Raw genomic sequence first — 20,992 nt, 5'->3', positions numbered from 1 at the left:
GCCCTGGCATTGCCAGACCGTCTCCCGCTACCGCGACAGGAGGGCGAGGTCTCGGCGGAATGCGGTGGCGACCGCGGCGCGGTCGATGAACTCCGAGTCGACGTGGATGCCGCAAGACAGACGTCCCGCGTACGACACCGCCGCGACTCCGATTCGCACGTTGGCGGCGAGCACCGCGACGGGCCAGAGGTGCGTCATCGGGGCACCTGCCAACGCCAGCGGTTCCGCGGGACCGGGGACGTTGGTGACGAAGCCCCCCACGAGGTGCTGGTGTTTCGCCAGGCGATTCATGAGGTGCGCCCCCACTGGGCCCCGCATCAGCTCGAGGGTTCCCTGGGCTCGTGCGGCGATCTTCGCGGTCCTGGTCTGGGCGGCGATTCCCTCGAGCCGATCGTCCACCGACGCAGCAAGTGGCAGTCGAACGAGCATGACTCCCACGGCGTTCGCCTCGTTCCGGCGAGGCAGGGCGACCGGCACCGACACCGGCAGTTCAGGAGGCACCTCCTCGCCTGCCGCGATCAGTGCGGCGCGATAGCCGCCGGCAGCGGCCGCCAACAGGGAGTCGTTCACAGACGCGCCGCGCCGGTGCGCGTGAGCCGCGACGCCCACGAGGTCGACGTCCACGAACGACACGCCATGATGGGCGCTCCGAGGGCCGAGCAGCACGGTGTCGGGAATCCCGCGCGCCACGAGGGTAGCGATTGTGCGGCGCGTCGCAGACGTGGCGTGTGTCAGGAGGGCGCGAGTGCGGGCCTCGGACACCGTGGGCTGGTAGGCAAACGGCCGAGCGTGCTCCGTGGCGGGACCCGAATCGAGGAGCCGGCGAACGATATCGGCGGCCGCGATGCCGTCGGCAATGGCATGGTGAATGCGGAGGATGAACGCGGCGCCGTCGCTGCTCGTTCTTCGCGCGATGAGCAGCTCCCACAACGGTCGTTCCCGCGGCATCCGCTCCGTCATCAAACCACCGCATCGGCGCTCGAGGTCACCTTCAGCCAACGGCGCTTGGAGGCGGACGTGGTGGGTCAGGTCTGGATCTCGTGCTTCCCAACGGTGCCTTCGCCCGCCCACGGGCACCTGCCTCAACGCCGGAAGCTGGGAGATCTTCGGCGCGAGGTGAGAACGAAGCCCGATCATGTCGATCTCGCCGCGCGGCCCGACGAAGCCGCCTGGGGACAGCCGCCCAGCGGCGAGGAAGACGTTCACCTGGCCGGGTCGATCCAAGACCAGGTTCGCCTCGTCCACGGGCCGGAGCTTCGACGCGACTTTCGCTGACCCCCTCATCTCCGCCCGCCTGGCCTTCCCGTCGGGCCGGTCCGCTCGCCGAGGTCGCGCGTCACGTACGAACGACCAGAACCGGGCAGTGCGCGTGTGCGGCACACGCCCCACTCACGGAACCGAGGAGCAGCCCCGCGAAGCCGCCACGTCCGCGGTTGCCGACGACCAGCATCGCGGCGTCCCGGGATGCCTCGATGAGCGTCCGCGCGGCATTTCCCCGCCGGGCACCTGCCGTCAGCCATTCGGGCACCCCGGCGGGAAACAGCCGAAGAGCCTCGCCCTCGGCCAGCTTCCGCGCGTCGTTCTCGAAGTCGTCGTCGGATTCGCCGTAGAAGATGTACGCGTCTCCCCACATCGGGGTCGGGCTGCTCCAGGCGGCGAGAGCGTGGACGGGGAGTGCGAGCTTCGGGGCCATCTCCACCGCGTACTTCAGCGCGGCGCGGGAGGGCTCCGAACCGTCCACTCCGACGAGAATCCCCGGCGTCGCCCACGGAAGCGGCGCGGGGGAAGTGTCGACATCGGTCTGCGGTTCAGACATGCCGCCATCGTCTCGCCCGCGACCGTCACATGGCGGGTACAAAGTCCTTCGGCGACGCTCGGCGGGGCGCGAGAGCACCGGCGCCGTCGACGGGACCTTCGGCCCGCCACCGGACGAGCCGGCGGCGGAGTGTCGTCGCATGACCAACATCGTTTCGCTGGAACGAATCACCATGGCGGATCTGTCTCAGGTCGGCGGGAAGAACGCTTCGCTGGGTGAGATGATCTCGCAGCTGAGTGATGAGGGACTCCGTGTCCCGGGTGGATTCGCGACGACGGCGGATGCCTATCGTGCTTTCTTGAACGCCGGCGGTCTGGCCGGTCGCATCGGCGACGTCCTTTCGACTCTGGACGTCTCTGATGTCCACGCGCTCGCGCGTGCGGGCTCGACGATCCGACGCTGGATCGAGGAGCAGCCGCTGCCGCAGGACCTCGAGTCCGACATCCGTGCCGCGTTCGCTGATCTCGTCGCAGCGGATGCCGACGGTGCCGGTGCGACCTGGGCCGTGCGGTCGTCGGCGACGGCGGAGGACCTGCCGGATGCATCGTTCGCCGGGCAGCAGGAGACGTATCTTCACATCGCCGGCGTCGACAACGTCCTCGCCGCGATCCGTGAAGTCTTCGCGTCTCTGTACAACGACCGCGCCATTGCGTATCGGGTGCATCAGGGATTCGCCCACAGCGACGTGGCGCTGTCGGCGGCTGTGCAGCGGATGGTGCGCTCCGATGTCGGCTGCTCGGGCGTGATGTTCACGATCGACACCGAGTCCGGATTCGATCGGGCGGTCCTCATCACGAGTGCCTATGGCCTCGGTGAGGCGGTCGTCCAGGGTGAGGTGAGTCCCGACGAATTCACGGTGTACAAGCCGGGGTTGCGGGCGGGACGGCCCGCGATCCTGAGCCGGCACATCGGGGAGAAGGCCGTCGCCTTGCGATTCGCGTCTGGCCATGGGGTCGGGACGAGCACGGTCATGACCGAGGTGCCGGTGAGCGACCGCCGGGTGTTCAGCATCACTGACGGCGAAGTCCAGGAGCTTGCCCGTTGTGCGCTGATCATCGAAGCGCACTACGGGCGTCCGATGGACATCGAATGGGCCCGGGACGGTGTCGACGGGCGGCTGTACATCCTGCAGGCGCGGCCCGAGACCGTGGCCTCACGTGCCCGGGGTCATGCGGTCACGCGGTACGTCCTGCGCGAGCGCGGCCCGGTCCTGCTCCACGGCAGGGCGATCGGTCAGCGGATCGGTGCCGGGATGGTGCGTGTGGTGCGCTCGATCGCCGAGATGGACCAGGTGCGCGCGGGAGATGTCCTGGTCGCCGAGATGACCGATCCCGACTGGGAGCCGGTGATGAAAAGGGCATCCGCGATCGTGACGGACCGCGGTGGCCGCACGTGCCACGCGGCCATCATCGCGCGAGAGCTCGGAATCCCAGCCGTCGTGGGCACGGGAAACGCCACCAGCCGCCTCCCCGCCGACAGCGACGTGACGGTGTGCTGCGCCGAAGGAGACGATGGCCGTGTCTACGCCGGTCGGCTCGGCTTCAGTCAGGATGAGATTCCCATTGGACGGATGCCGCAGCCTCCGGTGCGACTGATGATGAACGTCGGCACGCCAGACCAGGCGTTCACGTTCGCCGCTCTGCCGAATCAGGGAGTCGGTCTCGCGCGGCTCGAGTTCATCGTGGGCCATCAGATCGGCATCCATCCCCGTGCGCTGCTCGAACTGGACGCGCTGCCAGATCACCTCCGGGCGGAGGTGACCGCCCGGATCGCCGCGTACCCGTCGCCCCGCGAGTTCTTCATCCGGCGGGTCGTGGAGGGAGTGGCCATGATCGCCGCGGCGTTTGACCCGGAACCGGTGATCGTGCGCACCAGCGACTTCAAGTCGAACGAGTACGCCCACCTCCTCGGCGGTGATCGCTACGAGCCGCGCGAAGAGAACCCGATGCTCGGCTGGCGCGGCGCGTCGCGCTACATCACGCCCGAGTTCCAGGAGTGCTTCGCCTGGGAGTGTGAGGCGTTGCGCTATGTGCGCGACGAGATGGGACTGACGAACCTCGAGATCATGGTGCCGTTCGTGCGGACCGTCGCCGAGGCGGAAGCCGTCGTCGCGGAGCTCGGCACGCATGGCCTCCAGCGCGGACGGAACGGCCTCCGAGTGCTGATGATGTGCGAGATCCCCTCGAACGCCATCCTCGCCGACCGATTCCTCGATCACTTCGACGGCTTCTCCATCGGGTCCAACGACATGACCCAGCTGGTGCTCGGCATCGACCGGGACTCGGACCTCGTCGCGGGGGAGTTCGACGAGCGTGACCCGGCCGTGCTGGAGGTGCTGCGGTGGGCGATCGACGCCTGCAACAGGCGCGGCAAGTACGTCGGCATCTGCGGCCAGGGACCCTCCGATCACCCGGACCTCGCCGACTGGTTGGTGGACCAGGGCATCCAGTCGATCTCGCTGAATCCCGACACCGTTGTGGAGACCTGGCTGCGACTCGCGGAGCGGATGGATGCCCCGTCCGGCGTGACCGCCGACCTCGCACCCGCGTGAGAGGCCGGGACGCGGCATCCGTCATCCGATCAGCGTGAGCGCGATGAAGGAGAAGATCACGACGTCGCTCAGGAAGTGGATCCACCACGCCCAGAAGAGTCCTCGGGTCTCGAGCATCGCCTTGCTGAGCAGCCAGCCCATGAAGATGGAGAGCGTCGCGCCGAGAAGGCCGCCGGGGATGCCGAAGTAGTGCGCGACTCCGAAGTAGACCGCCGCCAGCCACAGGGCGTGGCGGCCGCCGACGGCCGGCTCGAGGGTTGCGAGCATCGGCGCCCGATACGTCATCTCCTCGTTGAAGGCATTCAGCGCCGCGTAGATGAGGATGGACGGCGCCATGGGCAGCAGCGACGGCAGCGAGGACAGCTCCGGCCTCATCACCAGGAACTGAGCGATGGCGAGTGCGGAGGCGACGCCGAAGCCCCAGATCAGACCGAAGCGCCGCCACGAGTCGGGTTTGGGAAAGCCGAGCATGGGAACAGGGCGGATCGGTGCCGTCAGCCTGCCGGGTGTCAGGAAGAAGTCGGTCGGTCTCAATCCGATCGCCAGGAGCACGACGATCATGCCGAGAGTGACGGCGAACCTGCCCGTCTGCTCAGCCTGCATGCGCGTGTCGAAGGGGGTGGAGCCCAGCATCGACTGGAGCGCAGGGAGGTCGAAGCTGAACAGCCGCCCGGCCGCAGGAAGGAGGATGAGCGCGCCCGCGATGAGACTGTAGCGCCACAGGCGCCGCAGGCCACGCACGATCAACGCTGCGGTGAGAAGTGCGAGCACGATGCCGATCTGTGCGGGGAGCAGCCAAGGCGGAATCGCGCCGAACAACTCCTGGCTGCTGATCGCAGGCACGGCGCTGAGCGACAAGACCGCGATCCACGCGACGCCAGCGGCGGCGGACGCGCCGGCGGGGGTGTCCCAAGGGTGCGGATCTCTCGTGCCGATGTCGGCGTGCCGGCCATCGGTCGGTCCGGCCGCCGTCCCCTCCGCAGGCAAGGGGGTCACACCGCCAGCAGATCGAGCACGTGGTACGTCACGTACACCGGCCATACGAAGCCCTGGAAGATGCCGAGAAGGATGCCCCAGAACGACCCGTCGGATTGCGACACGAAGTAGATCGCGGCGCCGATGTATGCCAGGAGGAAGAACACGGCCGACTGGCCCGTGCTCTCCACGATCTGAGTGGTACGCCGGTTCTCCGTCATGCTCGCCCCCTCCGTTGCCAGCAGAATCGTCTCGGGAGCTGCGGCCGGTTGGGTCGAACGTCCCGTGGCGTGCCGATGCGGGCGGGCGGCCGAGTGCCTATGTGCGCCGCGGTCCGGCGCTGCATCTAGGGGATATCGACGGACTCGAGATGCTCCGGTACTCGCGCGGGCCAGCCCACCTCGTGACGGATTCTCGCCCGCAGGGTGTCAGCCGCAGTCGGCTCACCGTGTGTGACATAGACCGCGCGGGGCGAGACAGGGCAGGACTTCATCCACTCGATCAGATCGTTCGCGTCGGCGTGCGCCGACATCGAGTCGAGGTTGTGCACCTCCGCACGGATGGGGACGTCCCTCCCGAAGATGCGGAGCGTCCGCTCCCCTCGGACCAGTGCCGCTCCGCGTGTGCCGCCGGCCTGGAACCCGGTCAGCACGATGGCGTTGTCGCGGTGTGAGCCATACGCGGCCACGTGATGCAGGATCCGGCCGCCCGCGAGCATGCCGCTTGCCGAGATGATCACCATCGGACCGCCGCGCAGGTTGAGCAGCTTCGAGTCGTCGACACTGGCGACGACCTCGGGGAGTCGGTACATGCGGTCCAACTCATCGAGTTCGAGCCGGTGCTCCGAAGGGTGACGTCGATAGACGTCGACGGCGCTGGCCGCCATCGGGCTGTTGATGAAGATGGGCAGGTGCGGGATCGCTCCATGGTCTCGAAGTCGTGAGAGGTGCAGCAGCACGGTTTCCGTTCGACCCACCGCGAAGGCCGGAATAAGCACCACCCCACCGCGCGCGGCGACCCGTCGGATGATCTCGCCCAGGGCCCGTTCCGGATTCTCGGGATCGTGTCGCCGGTCTCCGTACGTCGACTCGGTCACGAGGACGTCGGCGGCCTCGAGTGGCGCGGGGGGCTGCATCAGCGGGTCGTCGGGCCGGCCGAGGTCGCCGGTGAAGTGGATCGTCCGATCGTGAATCCGCAACCGCACTTGCGCCGCACCCAGGATGTGGCCGGCCGGCACGAACTCCATCTCCATGCCATCGGCGACAACCGCGGCGGCACCGAACGAGACCGGCTGGAATCGTTCCAGCGCGGCCGACGCATCGGCGAGACTGTACAGCGGTTCGGGATCGGGATGCTTCGACCACTTGCCATTGGCCGCATGTCGCGCTTCCTCCTCGAGCAGGTGTGCACTGTCGGGCAACATGATGCGACACAACTCGGTGGTGCCCTCCGTGGCGTAGATGCGACCTCGGAAGCCGTCCCGCACCAGCGCCGGCAGGTACCCGGAATGGTCGAGGTGGGCGTGCGACACCACGACGGCATCAATCGTGCGAGGCGGAACCGGGAAGGGCGCACGATTGCGATCGCGCAGCACCTTGTATCCCTGAAACAGCCCGCAATCGACGAGCACGTGCCGTTCTCCGACGGTGATGAGGTACCGGGAACCGGTGACCGTGTCTGCGGCGCCCAGGAAGCGCAGGTGCGCGCGTTTCCCCGCACTCCGCGATGAGTGGTCGATCACGGATCATCCTCCTCGGGGTCCCTTCTCTGTCCGCTCGGAACGTTATGCGGTGGCCGACCTGCAGCCCAGGACGAAGGTCCCGACGTCCTGTCGCACGGCGCGGCCAGGGACCTTTCACGACGATCCCGCTGTGATCGACCGCTCGGGACCTTCGACCCTCCCGCTGCCTGACCGGCGGGCGAGGCTGGTGTCGTACCCATCCCGTGAGGAGAGACCCATGCGAACAGCAGTCGTCCGATCCTTCGGCGCACCTGCCGAAGTCGAAGAGCGCCCGATCCCGCAACCCGGCCCCGGCCAGGTGCTCGTTCGGCTGGAGGCCTGCGGGCTGTGCCACACCGACATCCATGCGATGCGCGGCGATTGGCCGGTCAAGCCCGGCTTGCCCCTCGTGCCCGGTCATGAGGGTGTCGGCATCGTCGAGCAGTTGGGTGACGGCGTCACCAGCCGCACCGTCGGGCAGCGCGTCGCGATGCCGTGGCTCGGCCACGCGTGCGGGGAGTGCCGCTACTGCATCGACGGGCGCGAGAACCTCTGCGAGCAGCAGTACAACAACGGCTACGCCGTCGACGGCGGCTACGCGGAGTACATGCTGGCAGACGCCAAGTACGCGGTGCCGGTACCGGACGGGGTGACCCCGTTGGATGCTGCTCCTCTGACATGTGCGGGAGTGACGACGTACGCGGCGATCAAGAACGCGAGGGTCGTTCCGGGGGAGACCGTCGCGGTCTTCGGCGTCGGCGGACTCGGGCACCTGGCCGTGCAGTACGCCCGGCTGGTGGGCGCGAAGGTCATCGCGGTGGACGTGACCGAGGAGAAGCTCGCGCTCGCGTCCGAGCTCGGCGCCGATCACGTCGTGAACGCGGGGACCACGGACCCCGCCGAGGCGATCCGTGACCTGGGGGGAGCAGACGTCGCGGTCGTCCTTGCGGTGGCGCCGGCCGTCTTCCGTCAGTCCTTCGAGGCGCTCAACCGCGGCGGCCGGCTCGTGCTGGTGTCGCTGCCCGCGGATGGCACCATCACGCTGCCCGTGTTCGACACGGTCCTCAAAGGCATCAGCGTGATCGGGTCCATCGTCGGCACCCGCCAGGACCTCGTCGAGGTCTTCGACCTCCACGCCGCCGGTCGCACCCGCGTGATCACTCAGACGCGCGATCTCGACCAGGTCAACGACTCCGTCGACGAGGTGCTCGCCGGCACCGTTCCCGCTCGGCTGGTGTTCACCTATCACACGGCGGACATCGTGCGGCCGACCGGCTGACCGCCAGACATGCCGATCTGGCTCACCTTCGCGGTCCTCGCCATCGGTTTCGCGCTCCTCGCGGCCTGGGCGTCACGGCGCCTTCTCGATTCCTCGGTGAGCTGGCTCCGCGCCGGGGCCACGGCGCTGATCGTCTTCCTCTTGGCGCTGCCGTTGGTGAGCTGGTCGTTGCGGGCTGCAGGCGTCGTCGAAGACGATCGCGTCGTCGCCGACACTCCCATTGCGCTGGCATTCTTCGCCCTCACGCTCGGCTGGCTCTTTGCCGCCGTCGTGGTGTGCGTCGTGACGCTGGAGTTCGCCTGGCCGTCCCGAAGCGGGCGCAACCCGGTCACCACGATCCGCGAGGCGTTCCGCCGGCGGGATCGAGCACGGCGTTACGCGCAGATCCTGTCGATCGCGTCGCGTCACGGGTTGGCTCTGTTCGGACGCCAGGACGCAGCATCCCACGATCTACCTGCCGCCATCGTCGCCGCGGCGAACGAGGCGGGAGTGACATTCATCAAGCTCGGACAGATGCTGTCCGCACGCGATGATGTTCTTCCCCGCGACCTCGTCGATGCCTTGGCCACCCTGCAGATGGATTCGACGCCCATCGCGTGGGAGGCGGCAGAGGAGGTGATCGGCACGGAACTGGGCGCGCCGATCGGCGACGTCTTCAGCGACATCGACACGGAGCCTCTGGCAGCGGCGTCGGTCGCCCAAGTGCACGCGGCACGTCTGAAGAGCGGTGAGGACGTCATCGTCAAGATCCAGCGGCCTCTCGCACGTCGACAGGTCGTCACGGATCTCGACATCCTTCACCGTCTTGCACTCGACATGGAACGCCGCACCGACTGGGCGAAGGAGTACGGTGCCGTTGCGCTCGTCGATGAGTTCGCGCGCACTCTCCGCGACGAGCTGGACTATCGCATCGAGCTCGACAACGTCGAGCTGCTGCGGACCGCAACGGCCCAGTCCTCGTCAGCGCTTCGCATTCCGACGTCCTTCGCGGCGCTCTCTACCGAGCGCATGCTCGTCCAAGAGCGCATATTCGGCACACCCTTCAGTCACCTTGAGCGCGCCGAGCTGGCCGAGGACGAGGCATCCTCGATCGCCGACGACATCGTCACCGCGGTGTTCGACCAGATCTTCGTCCGCGGTGTCTTCCATGCCGACCTGCACGCGGGAAACCTGATCCTCACCGATCCTCGGGGAGATGACGATTCGCACGACGTCGCGCTGGTGGACTTCGGCGCGATCGGAATCGTGGAGAAGAGCCTTCGCCGTCTGCTCCTGCCTCTTTTCGTCGCGATCGCGAACGAGGACGACGCCAGCGCGACGGCCCTGGTCCTGCTGATGTGCCAGTACGGAGAATCTCTGAACAAGGCGGCGCTCCAGCGGGACATCGGCGTCGTGATCACCAGAGTTCGCAACAGTCGCGCCAACGAGGACATCTTCCGACTGCTGGTGGATGTGCTGCGTCGGCACCGATTGGCCATCCCTCCCTCGCTGCTGCTCGTGCTTCGGACCCTCGGGTCACTCGACGGCACATTGAGGCTTCTGATGCCGGACTACGACCTGACCGCACGGGGCGTGGCGATCGGCGTGAACGCGGCGTCTCAGCAACTCTCCGTGCGAGAAGTGATCAGGAACGCGCAGGTGCAGGGCGTGCTGTTCGTCGAGAGGCTGCGGCGCCTCAGCACGAGGATGGAGAGCATCTCCCGCGAACTGGACGAGGGCACCCTCGCCGTGAGGGTCCGGATGTTCGACACGACCCGAGAGAGGTCTTGGATCGACGGGATCATCTCACGCGTCACCATCACGGTGGTCGGTGTCAGCCTGGTCATCGCCGGTGTGCTGCTCGGCGTGAGTGACAACGGACCCTTGCTGACGGATGACGTTCCGGCCTTCTCCTTCCTCGGCAGCGTGCTCGGGCTCGGAGGTCTCCTTCTGCTGCTGAGGAGCCTCGCGTGGTCTTTCCGAAGCCGTGCACATCGCTGACACCGTCCGCCTGTTCCGCCATTTCGCTCCCGCGGGCGAGCACGCGCGCGGATGCGGCTGACACGTCATTCGAGCGGCTTCAGAGTCCGATCGTCTCCCACACGAGGGCACCGGCGATCGCGATCACGGAACCGCCGACCGCAGCCCAGGCGGCGATGCGGCTCCATGCGGCCTTGAACGGCGACCGATGACCGGGGCCGAAGCCGGCGGCATCCCACCACGCAACGAACTCGTCGAATCGCATCGTGACGGGAACCGGGTGCGCGTGCGGTGCGGGCTCCGGCACCGGGCGACGAGTGCGCGCGCCCGGTTGCGGAGCAGACGTGCGGACTGGGGCCGGTCGGCTCGCGGCAGGTGCCGGCCGCGGAACCGATTCGAAGGATGCGGTGTCGCGCGGGTCGCGGGCGACTCGCACGAGGATGTCGCGGGCCTCTCGTGCTCTGTTGAACTCTCCCTCGAGGAACCTGAGCTCATCCGGAGCGGCACGCGGATGCCGGTCGGGATGCACCATCCGCGCGCGCCGGCGGAACGCTTGGCGGATCTCGTCGACTGTTGCGCCGCGCTGCAAACCGAGGCACCTTCGTGCTTCTTCGAGGGTCATCCGACTGCCCGCCGATAACGCTGGTACTCGTGGACCATCCGCTCTCGGCGCTCCTGCGCCGCGAGCGACGCCGCCTCGTCCAGCACTCCGCGCGTGATGCGCCGCCGCAGAATCCCGTAGACGACAACGCACCCCGTGGCCAGGGTGCCGAACGCCCACCCGACGACCTGGGCGACGAGCGGTATATCCACGACGAGGGAGACCACGGCAAGGATGAGGCAGGGCACGCCCAACAGGACCGCTGCTCGCGCCCAGTGGCGGATGAACCGATATGCCGGCGCGGTCGCCTTCCGCCAGCCGGGATTCGGCGTCCAATAGCGCCACCCCTTCGATGGTGGTGCCAAGCCCGCCCGGGGAGTCCAGCCCGGCGGGGGCTGCCAGAACAGGTTCTCACGCACCCACCAGTCGGCGGGCGTCGGCCATCCGACCGGCACCCGGAAGTCCACGGGAGTCTCCGGTAGTCGGACCCGTCGAGAGAAGATCCCCAACGTGGCGTCAACCCCCCTCTCGAGGACGAACTGGCCGCGGACGGGAGTGCCCGTGCGCTGCCACACAGTCTGGAGCGGCCATCCGCGTGAAGTAGGGTCGTTGGTCCTTGCGTGCGCGGCGGCGGTCTTGAGGACCAGCTCACGGGGCGACCGCCCGTTCAGGACGCCGAGTACCGAAGCAAACCGCGGAGACAGAAGCAACCGCGATGCCCCTGGAGGGACTCGAACACGACTGAGCATAATGCTCAATCCGACACAAAGGTGCGAGAACCGCGGAATTACGCGGATCTTCGAGGAGCGGGACGACATTCAGCGACCGCTGAAAGCAGGTTGCGGCAAACCGTTTGCGGTCAAAATGCGGGCAAGAATCCCCGGAATATCAGCGATCGCGGGCGCCCGAGGGGAGGGCTCGGCGAGCGTCGAAATCGGGCCGCAGGGCGACGCAAGCTAAGTGAGCACATTGCTAAACAGCGATAGGCGTATCGCGCTCTTGCTGAGCATTGTGCTCTTGGACAGGATCTGACGTCGGTCGCCTGGAGTGGGCGCCAAGCGCCAACGGTTACGGATCGAAGATGGGGGGCGGACACGGCAGGTTCCCAAGAGGCGGATCACAGCTTGAGGAACCTCGCGGCGCTGACACGGTGGAATGAGGTGTTCGTGACCTCCAACCGAAGATGGCCGGCGGAGCCTGCGCCGAATGAGTAAGAGCCGAGGCTCACCCACGTTCCGCCGTTGACCGCTTGATTGACGGACACCGTCGTGTCGCCACTCGCGTGATGCACGACGTAAGAGGCAGCTGTCGTCGAGGCCGAGTTGGCGGGGTACCAGACGAAGACTTCGTAGGAGCCGCTCGTGGGCAGGTCCGGAGTCCATCGAACAGAGCCTCCGGTCACACCGGGTGCGCTGTAGCGGGAGATCGTCTTCTCGAACCCGGGAAGCCCGCTGGAGATCCACCGTCCGAGTTCGAAGTAGCCCGGGTAGGGGGTATCGGCCGTGATGACCGTGGCGAGCGGATGGTCGACCTGCACACTCACGGAGGATGCGGTGCCGCCGCTCGGCGTCGCCGTCAGTGCATACGTCGTGTCGGGAGTGAGACCAAGGCCGGCGGTCGCCACCACCGTGATCTCCTGCTCGGATCGGGCGGAGACCGTGGGCGTCGCACTGGCCGACGCGAGGCTCCAACCGGACGGTGCCGCGAACGCGATCGCCTTGCTGAGAGACACGGGCCCACGGTTGAGTACAGCGACCGTGATCGTGGTTGATTCCCCAGGCTTGACCCGAGATGGACTTGCAGAGACGGCGGTCACGATGATCGGTTGCAGCACTTCAACCGACGTGGCGGTGAGCCCGGCGGAGCCGCCGGTCCATGTTGCCGCTCCCGAGATCTGTGCATTGCCGATCGTTGCGGCTGCGGAGGCCGTGACGTCGAATGTCCAGTCGATCGATCCACCCGCTGGCAGGGTCGTCGGCCCGGAAGCATTGGTCACGGTCCAGCCGGTGGGCACCGTGAGTCCTAGGGTGACGCCGGTGCGAGCCGTCGCGCTGGTCGAGCGGACCCGGGCCCGCACCTGGAATGTGTCGCCGGGCGTGGTGCTGCCGGGGGCGGCGATCTCTCCGGAGTAGGTCTGGCCTGCTGGGGTGACGGAGGTGATGGAGGGTGGGAGTCGGAGGGTTCGTTGGGGAGACGACGTGGTCGCCGTGTTCACCTGAAATGTGAACGAGTCCGTGAGGTTGGTGAGTGGAATCGTCCACTCGTACGGATAGGGCTTGGCGGGCGTGGTCTGGCTCGCCCCGCCGTTGATCGAAAACGTCATTGTTGCGGCATCCTGCGAATCCGTCTGCACGTAAGCATCCATACCGACGCGGTCCGGGCGGACGATGAGCAGTGCCTTGGTCATGCCGAGGGGACCTGACGGATCCGCGTCGTCGAGCGTGTAGCTCACTGCGGAGCGGTCGATGGCGGTAGGGGTCCAGTGCCAGGGTGCGGGTACCCCGGCGCCGCGGACGATGATCGATCGCAGGCCGCCGGCCGGGACGGTGATTGTGATCGCACCCGACGTCACTGTCGTCGGCGTGCGCGTCCCGCTCTCGTCGATGACTTCGGCGCTGTAGCTCCCGGACGCGCTGATGGCCGTCAGTGCCTCGTCGAACGAGATCGTCGTCGTCACCGAAGAAGCCGACATGTTCGCGAGCGCAACGTAGAAGTCGGTATCGCTGACGCCGGTGACCCAGTTGATCTGGGGGTCGTCGACCTCGATGATTCCTTCGGGAAGATGTGGCCACACGCCGGTCTCGCCGTAGAAGGTGCCGGGTTCCGCGCCGTAGAGCCGCACCCGGAAGTAGACGAATGTGCTCTCGAAGTAGCCGGGGAACGAGACCTCCCCGCCCGAGCGGACGTATGCCTCGGAGAGCAGGTAATCGATCGCGAGCTCGATCTGACCGGGGATGTGGTGGTAGTAGATCGCCGACAGGGCGGCCGGGCCGGTGAGCGCGTAGTCAGGCGCGCTCGGCCGGGCGATGTACTGCTTGTTGTAGTAGCCGGGGTAATTGGTGAAGCGGCCGACGACCATGTTCCTCGCCATGTCACGAAGGAACTCGTCCTCGGTGTGGTGCGCGAGGCGCAGCAGTGCCGGAGCCCACATGGGGTTGAGGACGTAGCCGCCTCCGCCATCGCTGGTGCTGTCGCCGAGCTTGAACGTGACGAGCTGCTCGAAGGTGAGGCCCGAGTTCGAGACCACCCACTTCGGCACAGTCTCGGTCGCCACGGTCGAGTGGGGATAGGAAGGGTCGGCTGCGGCGCCCCACGCATCGATGTGCTCGAGATTGGGTGCCCCGGGAGGCACCGAAATGGTGCCGCTCGGTACGGGACGGACCGTGGTCTGGGTGATGAACCGCTTGACTTCGGTGTAGGCCGCGTCGAGAAGGTCCTGCTCACCCGTCGCCTCGAAGAGCGCGAACATCTCGAGCCAGGTCTTCGAGTAATTGAAGGCGAATTGGAGTTCCGTCACGTTGGTGGTGTAAGGGGTGTCGATCTGATCACGCGCGTATCGCCGCGCGATGGTCGTTGCTTCGGCGAGGCGGGCGGGGTCCCCGCTCAACGCCCACGCCTGCATCGCAGTGCTCCACGGGCTGCGGTAGTCCGGCTGGTAGGCGGGTCGGGTCACGATGAGATCCTTCGCCGCTCGGTGGAGGCCACCGCTCTGCCCCTTCGTGAGTTGCCACATCGGAACGAGGACGCTCGCGTCATGGACGTAGCTGCCGAGTGCGTGCGTGTAGATGCTGGTGTCGCCGTAGATCGGTGAGCCTGGAACAGGGGTCGATCCGACGGCACGGCGCGAGATCTGATACTCCAGCATCGGCCGGGCGCGCTTGACGTAGAAGCTCAGATCGGCGGCGGTGCCGGTGAGGTAGAACGCCGAGAGCAGGGCTCCGGCGGTGGCGGCACGCACCGACAGGTTGTTCTCCAAGTCGATGAAGCCCTTCGCGCGGCTCCACCAGCCCGAGTATGACGGCACGTACGTGGCGCTGTCATCGCCTGCCGGGTCGATCGCAGCGAGCGACATCATGTTGTGGATCGCGGCGGTCAACGACGTGTCGTAGACGTTCTCGCGATATGCGCTCAACTGGTATTGATCCCGGCAGAGGGCGACGTACGTGTCGTACAGGCTGCCCGTTGCGGCGGCCACGCCGAACGCGTACGCGACCGACGTGTTGGCGGTCATGGCCGACCGCAGACCAGCCTGGGGCGCGTACACCACAGGCTGCACGCTGCCCGTGTCATTGCGCAGGCTCATCCCGAACGGCTGGCGGTCGCTGCCCAGAGCCCGGTCGTGCTCGAACGCCAGCACGTCACCCGGAATGTAGACGCCGACAGTGACCTGCTGACCGGAGATGGTGCGTTCGGTCAGCGCCATCGGCGCGAAGAGCTCCCAGGCGCCGAGCGATGTGGTGCTCTTGATCGTGCGAGCGTGCTGGAGCGCTCCGCACAGAACCTCGTCTACGTCGGACTCGTCGACGATCGGGTGCGACTGGTATCCGACGATGTAGTGCTGTGTGTGCAGCGCGGTCAGTTCGTACTGCACCTCGACGTAGTCGCCGTCGAGCACCCAGCGGGCCACGAGGGAGTAGTCGGCGCCGTCCGTCGAAGTCAATTCGACCACTGACGAAGAAACTTGGCTGATCGTCTGCATGGCGACCCAGTGTGGGGCAGCGGCTGCGTAGTAGTAGTCGGGCGATGCCGCCTCGGCGCTGGTGAGCACGACCCACTGCTCGTCGAACCGTTCGTCCGTGCCTGACACCGTCAGCCAGCCCGAGCCCGTCCAGGTCTCCAGATCCCGTACGTACGCGGCGCCGCCGTCCCATGTCGCCGAATAGAACGTGACGCGATGTCGCGGGCCTGTGAGCTGGGCGACCTGTTCGAAGGCCAGGTCAGGCTTCTCCAGCCGGCGAAGCGCATCGCTCGCGACGAACGGGTCATCCTCGGTGAGAGCACGAGCCGGCTGGCTGCTCCCACCGAGGACGTGCGGAAGAACGCCCGTGGCGATCATCATGCCGATCATGGTGCGGCGGGTGAAGTGCGGGCCGCCCGTACCGCGATGCTGAGCCTCATTGGTCATAATGTAGATTGAACATGCTTACTACAAGTTGTCAACCCTTACGACGTGTCTCGAATGCAAAATCTGGGCGATCGCGGGGGGCGTAGGTGCCCCCACGAGCGCCCGGGCTGTGCTTTCAGTGTCCGCTGAGCAGGGCAAGCGATGCGTGCATCCAGTGGTCGGCGAGCAGCCGATGACCCATCGGGGTGAGGTGGACGCCGTCGGTGGTGAGTGCATTCGTTCCGTACTTTCCGGCGTCGTCACTCAATAGCTCCTGCAGGGGGAGAAATCGCGCCCCGAACTCCGAGGCAAGTGCGCGGACCACGCCGCGCTTCGGGTTCAGATCGCTGAACCACGCCTGCTGGTCGTCGCTCACGGGGAGGAGGAACGGCTCGCAGAGGACGAGGGCGGGGCTTCCGCTGGCGACCGCTTGCGTGAGCAGCGTGCGGTAGGTGGCCTCGAAGTCGGTGACGTCAGTCGGGTCGTCGTCGCTGAAGCGGCGCCACACGTCGTTGATGCCGATCAAGATGCTGAGAACGTCGGGTGAGACGGCCTCGATATCGGGGAGCCAGCGCTCTCGAAGGTCGAGCGTCCGGTTGCCGGCGATTCCGGTGTTGATGATCGACCACGCCGGAGCGGCGGACTGCAATTGGTCGGCGATGAGTGCCACGTATCCGTGCCCTAGCGGGGGAGAGCTGTCGCGGCGACCGGAGTCGGTGATGCTGTCGCCAGTGAATACGAGGTTGTGTGCCATGAATCCATTCCTAATGTGATGAGCAGAACCACATTGTAGGTATAGAATGCAAGGAGAACTGGGCGCACCGCCCAGACAGTGATAGACAAGACCGACAATGCTCCGATGCATCACGCGGAGCTCCAGAGATCCGCAGGAGGTCGCATGGCAACGGTGGCTGCGAGCAAGGAAGCTGCGACCGGCACGCAGAGCGTCGAGCGGGCCCTGGCGGTGCTGTCCTCGTTCTCGCAGGAGCGACCGCAATTGCGCATCTCGGAGATTGTCGAGATGACGGGGTTGGGCCAGTCGACTGTCTCGCGCCTGGTTGGTGCGATGCTCGGACTTGGATTCATCAGCGTAGACGAACGATCCGGTCTGTACACGGCAGGGCCCCAAGTGGTCACGCTGGCGGCGGTGGCGCTCAACCAGTCGCCGGCCCATCAGGCCGGCCGGCAGGTGGCGCAGTCGCTCGCCTGCGAGCTTGGTCTCGGTGTGAATCTTGCGGAACGTCGCGGCACCAGGCTGTTCTACCTCGCACACTTCGAGGGGTCGGAGGCTCCCCGCTCCGCGACCATGATCGGTCAGGGCGGTCCGCTGCACGCGACGGGGCTGGGGAAGGCCCTGCTGTCCGATCTGCCGGATGCAGGTCTTCGAGAGCTGTTGGGGCCGGGGCCGTTGCCCGCCTATACGGTGAACACGATCACCGATGTGGCCAGCCTCTCAGCCGAGCTCACGACGGTGCGCACCCGAGGCTATGCGGTCGAGAATGAGGAGCTGGCGCTGAGACGCGCATGCGTGGCGGCGCCGATCCGCGACCGCTCGGGGTCAGTGGTCGCGGCGCTCTCGATATCGGGGCCCATGTCGGCAATTCGGCTCCCCGAGCGGGCAGAATCCCTCGCCATGCGCGCTATCGAACGCGCTGACCAGATCTCATCCGACCTGGGATTCATTGCATCACGTTCCTGATCGGGGTCGGTCGCTAGGGTGGAGTCGCTCTGCGAGATCCTGGCGAAGGAAGCTCACCGGAGACGTGATGCTCAGACCGGCGTCCACCGGCAAGACCGCTCCGGTGATGCCGCTCGCCGACGGCGACGCGAGGAACCCGATCGCCGCCGCAACTTCGTCGGTCGTCACTGCCGTACCGCGCGGGTAGCCTGCGCCGGCACCGGGCACTCGTCCGTCGTCGATCAGCCCCGGCGCGACAGCGTTCACGCGTATTCCTCGACTTGCCTGGTCAAGCGCAACCTGCCGAACGAGTGCGTCGACAGCCCCTTTCGACGCTGCATAGGCGGCGACACCGGGCGCAGCGAGCGTGGCGTTGACCGATGAGACCGCCACGATGCTGCCACCGGGTGGCATCTGCGTCACCGCGGCGCGAGTCACGTTGAAGAATGTCGCGAACGAACCGCGCATCGCCGCGTCAAGGTCAGCGTCGGTCGCATCCTCGATGCGCCCCACCGGCATCCGACCGGCGATGCACACCACTGCGTAAAGCGGGCCGACCAGATCGGTCGCCCGATCCACGACCTGCTCTGCAGCGCTTCCCAGGCTGAGATCTGCGGTGAGGTGCGTCGGCCCAGGCGACGGGGGAGTGTCGAGCGAAGTCTCGACGACCGCGAAGCCCATTCCAGTGAGTGTTGTGGTGACCGCCCGTCCGAGAGAGGACGTTGCGCCGGTGACCAACGCGCCGAGTGGCGTCATGATGTCACGGCGACCGACGAGCGGCCGATGCTGAGGCGATCGAGCACCGGCTCGAGGAGCGCGCGGCTGAAGGACGGGAGGGGCGTGGCGGGGGAGCGAACGGCCGCGCAGTCGATGATTCCGCGCGCCATGAGGACCTCCTTGTGCACGGCCCAGCCTAGGCCCGGCTGCAGGCCCCACACGATCAAGGGCATCAAGGCCGCGAATCCGTCCCTCGCGGCGTCGGTGCGACCCGCCTGCCAATCGTCGAACACCGGGACGAGAAGGTCGGTGAACTCGCACGCGGGCATCGTGCCGATCGCGCCGGATGCGAGTTCCTCGAGCATGAACTGTGCATTCTGCCCACCCAGCAACTGGACTCCGCCTCCGTGCAGGAGCCGCTCGAGCGTCTGGATCTTGGGGGCGGTGGGCGGCGCCTCTACCTTGATCGACCGGATCGCGTCGAAGGATGCGCATTGCGCGAGCGTCGCAACGTCCATCACGACCCCTGTCGCGCCCGGCGCATCCTGAATCATCACGTCCACTTCAACGGCCCGCGCATCCGCGGCGAGATCGCCGAAGAAGTCGACGATCTGCGCCGCAGAAGGCTTGATGAGATGCGGTGGCATGACCATGACGACGTCTGCTCCCCCTGACGCAGCCTCGGCCAGCCGCTCGCGCGCGGATGGGAGCGAGGTCGGTGTGATCCCGGCGATAACGGGTATGCCGTGGTCGCTGGCGACCGCAACCGTTTCGCCAAGGATCCGTTCCCTCTCCGTAGTGGAGAGAGCAAACGCCTCGCTGGCCAGCCCGAAGACAGCCAGGGCGGTCGCGCCAGCCGCGATTTCCCATTCGACCAGGCGTCGCAGGCTCACGTAGTCGACGCTTCCATCCTCATTGAAGGGGGTCGCGAGCACCGGTACGACGCCTGCTAGATGATGTGTGCTCATGTGGTCCTCCTCGACCCATATTCGGTTCATGACCGCCACAGGTTGCGAACGATCTCCATATTGTAGATACTCTAACCATAGTTCAGCATGAGAAGCTGACCTACGACAGCAACCAATGAAGGAGTTGTCCATGCCCAACAGCACAAGAGGGGCGCGACGCGCGCTTGCCGTTGCGCTCGTCGCGGGGGGAGCGTTCTCGCTGAGCGCATGTTCGCTCGTCGGCGCGCCGTCACCGCAGACATCTGAGGGAGGCGGCGAGGTGACGCTGGCGATCGTGCCCGACCCGACGGGAGCCAGCGACCTCTACCGTGAGCAGATGGACCGCTGCGAGGACGAGAACCCAGGCCTCAAGGTCAACATCATCGAGAACCCGGCGGACCAGCAGCTGAACGCGGTCGAGCTCATGTTCCAGCAGGGCGACGGTCCGGACGTCTTCCAGGCCCAGGGTCAGGCGGCTCTCGACCGGTTCTATCAGAAGGGATGGGTTGCCTCGCTCACGGACTACGCGGACGAGGACTTCATCGCCGCGTTCCCCGAAGGCACGTTGTCCGATCCGGTCCTGTCGGGTCTGTATCGCGATGATGAGCTGGTCAGCATTCCGCTGACGTGGGGCGGTTGGTCCTACGTGTCCGTCCTTCTGTATAACAAGGACGTCCTGTCGGCCTCGGGCTTCGATGGCCCGCCGGAGACCTGGAGCGATCTCGACGAGATCGCCCGCAAGGTCAGCGCGGACAACGCCGGCACGACTTACGGGTTCGCCCCCACGACGGGCACGGCGTCGGTAATCAACTACACGGTCCCCACGGGCGCGCCGGCGACGATCGTCACGAACGGGCTTGACTTGACGACCGGGGAGGCGAACGTTTCCGACGAAGACTTCGTCGGTTTCGTCGACACCCTGACCGCGATGCAGGCTGATGGCGTGCTCGAACCCGGCTGGGAGAGCTGGGACGGGACGAAGGGCTTCCAGGAAATGGCGGCCGGTCGTCTCGCGATGTACGTCACCGCACCCTGGCACGTCGCGCAGATCCGGCAACTGAACCCCGACCTCGACCTGGGTATCGCGGCGCCCCCGGTACCCGACTCCGGTCGTCAGGCGTACAACGCGCAGCTGTCGACGTTCAACCCGCATTGGAGCATGTCCAGCGAGAGCAAGAACCCCGATGGCGCGTGGCAGGTGATGTCCTGCCTCGGCTCGGAGGAGTTCCAGTCCGCGTACTACGAGAAGTTCGGCACCTTGACCGCGATCGAGAGCGCGTGGCGTGGCAAGACGACGGAAGATCAGACTGCCATCGTCGATATCGCAGATGAGACGGTGCGTTCCGCTCCGAATCCGGCGCTGCTGAGCGAGGGTGGGGCCGCGATCTTCAACGCGCTCGCGGGTCAGACGGGGCTCAACCCCGTGGCCGCTGCCGCTGCGGCCATCATCCAGAATCAGCCGTTCGGTCCGATCGCCGCCTCGCTGGACGACCAGATCAACACCGCTGTCGACCAGGTCGAGGGAGCTTCGCGCGACGACATCTCGTTCCCCGACTGGGATCCCCTCGAGAATTACGGCGGCTAGAACGTGGTGACAGGTTCCACCACTGCTGGGCGCCCGACCGTGTCGGTCGGGCGCCCAGCA

Annotated in this window: 16 protein-coding genes and 2 pseudogenes; 5 read left to right on the top strand and 13 right to left on the bottom strand. The window is 66.8% G+C overall.

Annotation, left to right across the window (positions count from 1 at the left end; all coding sequences use genetic code 11):
- Window positions 1-27: 27 nt before the first annotated feature.
- The 3 genes and pseudogenes from ACEYYH_RS14545 to ACEYYH_RS14535 form a co-directional block, all read right to left on the bottom strand.
- Window positions 28-690, bottom strand: a complete 663-nt coding sequence (locus tag ACEYYH_RS14545) for a WS/DGAT domain-containing protein (protein WP_374978236.1) — start codon at window positions 688-690, stop codon at window positions 28-30.
- Between the two features lie 75 nt (window positions 691-765).
- Window positions 766-1,137: pseudogene (locus tag ACEYYH_RS14540) on the bottom strand (wax ester/triacylglycerol synthase domain-containing protein); the annotation flags it as partial.
- 199 nt (window positions 1,138-1,336) lie between these two features.
- Window positions 1,337-1,816, bottom strand: coding sequence for a universal stress protein (locus tag ACEYYH_RS14535; protein ID WP_374975059.1), 480 nt, complete (start codon window positions 1,814-1,816; stop codon window positions 1,337-1,339).
- A 139-nt stretch (window positions 1,817-1,955) separates the two neighbouring features.
- On the opposite strand from ACEYYH_RS14535, the gene ppsA reads away from it, so the two are divergent.
- Complete coding sequence (ppsA, locus tag ACEYYH_RS14530; protein WP_374975058.1) at window positions 1,956-4,367, top strand: phosphoenolpyruvate synthase; 2,412 nt, start codon at window positions 1,956-1,958, stop codon at window positions 4,365-4,367.
- Window positions 4,368-4,388: 21 nt separating this feature from the next.
- Here the strand turns inward: ppsA and ACEYYH_RS14525 are convergent, their stop codons facing one another.
- The 3 genes from ACEYYH_RS14525 to ACEYYH_RS14515 all read right to left on the bottom strand — a co-directional run bounded on the left by ACEYYH_RS14525 (window position 4,389) and on the right by ACEYYH_RS14515 (window position 7,041).
- Entirely contained in the window at window positions 4,389-5,363 is a 975-nt protein-coding gene (locus ACEYYH_RS14525; RefSeq protein WP_374975057.1) for a CPBP family intramembrane glutamic endopeptidase, read from the bottom strand.
- Window positions 5,360-5,563, bottom strand: coding sequence for a hypothetical protein (locus tag ACEYYH_RS14520; RefSeq protein WP_374975056.1), 204 nt, complete (start codon window positions 5,561-5,563; stop codon window positions 5,360-5,362). The genes ACEYYH_RS14525 and ACEYYH_RS14520 overlap by 4 nt, the downstream gene beginning before the upstream one ends.
- A 125-nt stretch (window positions 5,564-5,688) precedes the next feature.
- Window positions 5,689-7,041 (bottom strand): MBL fold metallo-hydrolase RNA specificity domain-containing protein, encoded by a 1,353-nt coding sequence (locus tag ACEYYH_RS14515; protein ID WP_374978235.1) that lies wholly within the window; start codon window positions 7,039-7,041, stop codon window positions 5,689-5,691.
- A 259-nt stretch (window positions 7,042-7,300) separates the two neighbouring features.
- Here ACEYYH_RS14515 and adhP point away from each other — a divergent pair, with 259 nt between their 5' ends.
- Both adhP and ACEYYH_RS14505 read left to right on the top strand, forming a co-directional pair.
- A complete protein-coding gene (gene adhP, locus ACEYYH_RS14510) occupies window positions 7,301-8,341 on the top strand; it encodes an alcohol dehydrogenase AdhP (protein ID WP_374975055.1) in 1,041 nt (346 codons plus the stop codon).
- Between the two features lie 9 nt (window positions 8,342-8,350).
- A complete protein-coding gene (locus ACEYYH_RS14505) occupies window positions 8,351-10,321 on the top strand; it encodes an ABC1 kinase family protein (RefSeq protein WP_374975054.1) in 1,971 nt (656 codons plus the stop codon).
- Between the two features lie 79 nt (window positions 10,322-10,400).
- Here ACEYYH_RS14505 and ACEYYH_RS14500 read toward each other — a convergent pair whose 3' ends face one another.
- From ACEYYH_RS14500 to ACEYYH_RS14480, 5 genes and pseudogenes are all read right to left on the bottom strand, one after another.
- Entirely contained in the window at window positions 10,401-10,607 is a 207-nt protein-coding gene (locus ACEYYH_RS14500) for a hypothetical protein (protein WP_374978295.1), read from the bottom strand.
- Window positions 10,608-10,748: 141 nt separating this feature from the next.
- Window positions 10,749-10,922: pseudogene (locus ACEYYH_RS14495) on the bottom strand (DnaJ domain-containing protein); the annotation flags it as partial.
- Window positions 10,919-11,368 (bottom strand): hypothetical protein, encoded by a 450-nt coding sequence (locus ACEYYH_RS14490; RefSeq protein ID WP_374975053.1) that lies wholly within the window; start codon window positions 11,366-11,368, stop codon window positions 10,919-10,921. The pseudogene ACEYYH_RS14495 and the gene ACEYYH_RS14490, both read right to left, overlap by 4 nt.
- Before the next feature lie 650 nt (window positions 11,369-12,018).
- Window positions 12,019-16,026 carry an NEW3 domain-containing protein gene (locus ACEYYH_RS14485; RefSeq protein ID WP_374975052.1) on the bottom strand — a complete coding sequence of 1,336 codons (4,008 nt, stop codon included), beginning with the start codon at window positions 16,024-16,026 and terminating at the stop codon, window positions 12,019-12,021.
- Between the two features lie 115 nt (window positions 16,027-16,141).
- Entirely contained in the window at window positions 16,142-16,759 is a 618-nt protein-coding gene (locus ACEYYH_RS14480; RefSeq protein ID WP_374975051.1) for an SGNH/GDSL hydrolase family protein, read from the bottom strand.
- A gap of 144 nt (window positions 16,760-16,903) precedes the next feature.
- Here ACEYYH_RS14480 and ACEYYH_RS14475 point away from each other — a divergent pair, with 144 nt between their 5' ends.
- The gene (locus ACEYYH_RS14475; protein ID WP_374975050.1) at window positions 16,904-17,704 is read left to right on the top strand and encodes an IclR family transcriptional regulator; all 801 of its coding nucleotides are present in this window, start codon (window positions 16,904-16,906) and stop codon (window positions 17,702-17,704) included.
- On the opposite strand, the gene ACEYYH_RS14470 is transcribed toward ACEYYH_RS14475, so the two are convergent.
- Together ACEYYH_RS14470 and ACEYYH_RS14465 are read right to left on the bottom strand one after the other, a co-directional pair.
- Window positions 17,693-18,439, bottom strand: a complete 747-nt coding sequence (locus tag ACEYYH_RS14470) for an SDR family NAD(P)-dependent oxidoreductase (protein WP_374975049.1) — start codon at window positions 18,437-18,439, stop codon at window positions 17,693-17,695. The genes ACEYYH_RS14475 and ACEYYH_RS14470 overlap by 12 nt on opposite strands.
- Window positions 18,436-19,368 (bottom strand): dihydrodipicolinate synthase family protein, encoded by a 933-nt coding sequence (locus ACEYYH_RS14465; protein WP_374975048.1) that lies wholly within the window; start codon window positions 19,366-19,368, stop codon window positions 18,436-18,438. Before ACEYYH_RS14465 ends, ACEYYH_RS14470 begins: the two co-directional genes overlap by 4 nt.
- A gap of 130 nt (window positions 19,369-19,498) precedes the next feature.
- On the opposite strand from ACEYYH_RS14465, the gene ACEYYH_RS14460 reads away from it, so the two are divergent.
- Window positions 19,499-20,932: an ABC transporter substrate-binding protein gene (locus ACEYYH_RS14460; RefSeq protein WP_374975047.1), complete on the top strand. Its 1,434-nt coding sequence runs from the start codon at window positions 19,499-19,501 to the stop codon at window positions 20,930-20,932.
- The last annotated feature ends 60 nt before the right edge of the window (window positions 20,933-20,992 follow it).

Origin of the sequence: Microbacterium trichothecenolyticum, from assembly GCF_041938625.1 — a bacterium.
Taxonomy (GTDB): Bacteria; Actinomycetota; Actinomycetes; order Actinomycetales; family Microbacteriaceae; genus Microbacterium; species Microbacterium trichothecenolyticum_D.
The sequence above is the reverse complement of the archived record's forward strand: the minus strand, read 5'-3'. Positions and strand labels throughout refer to the sequence as shown.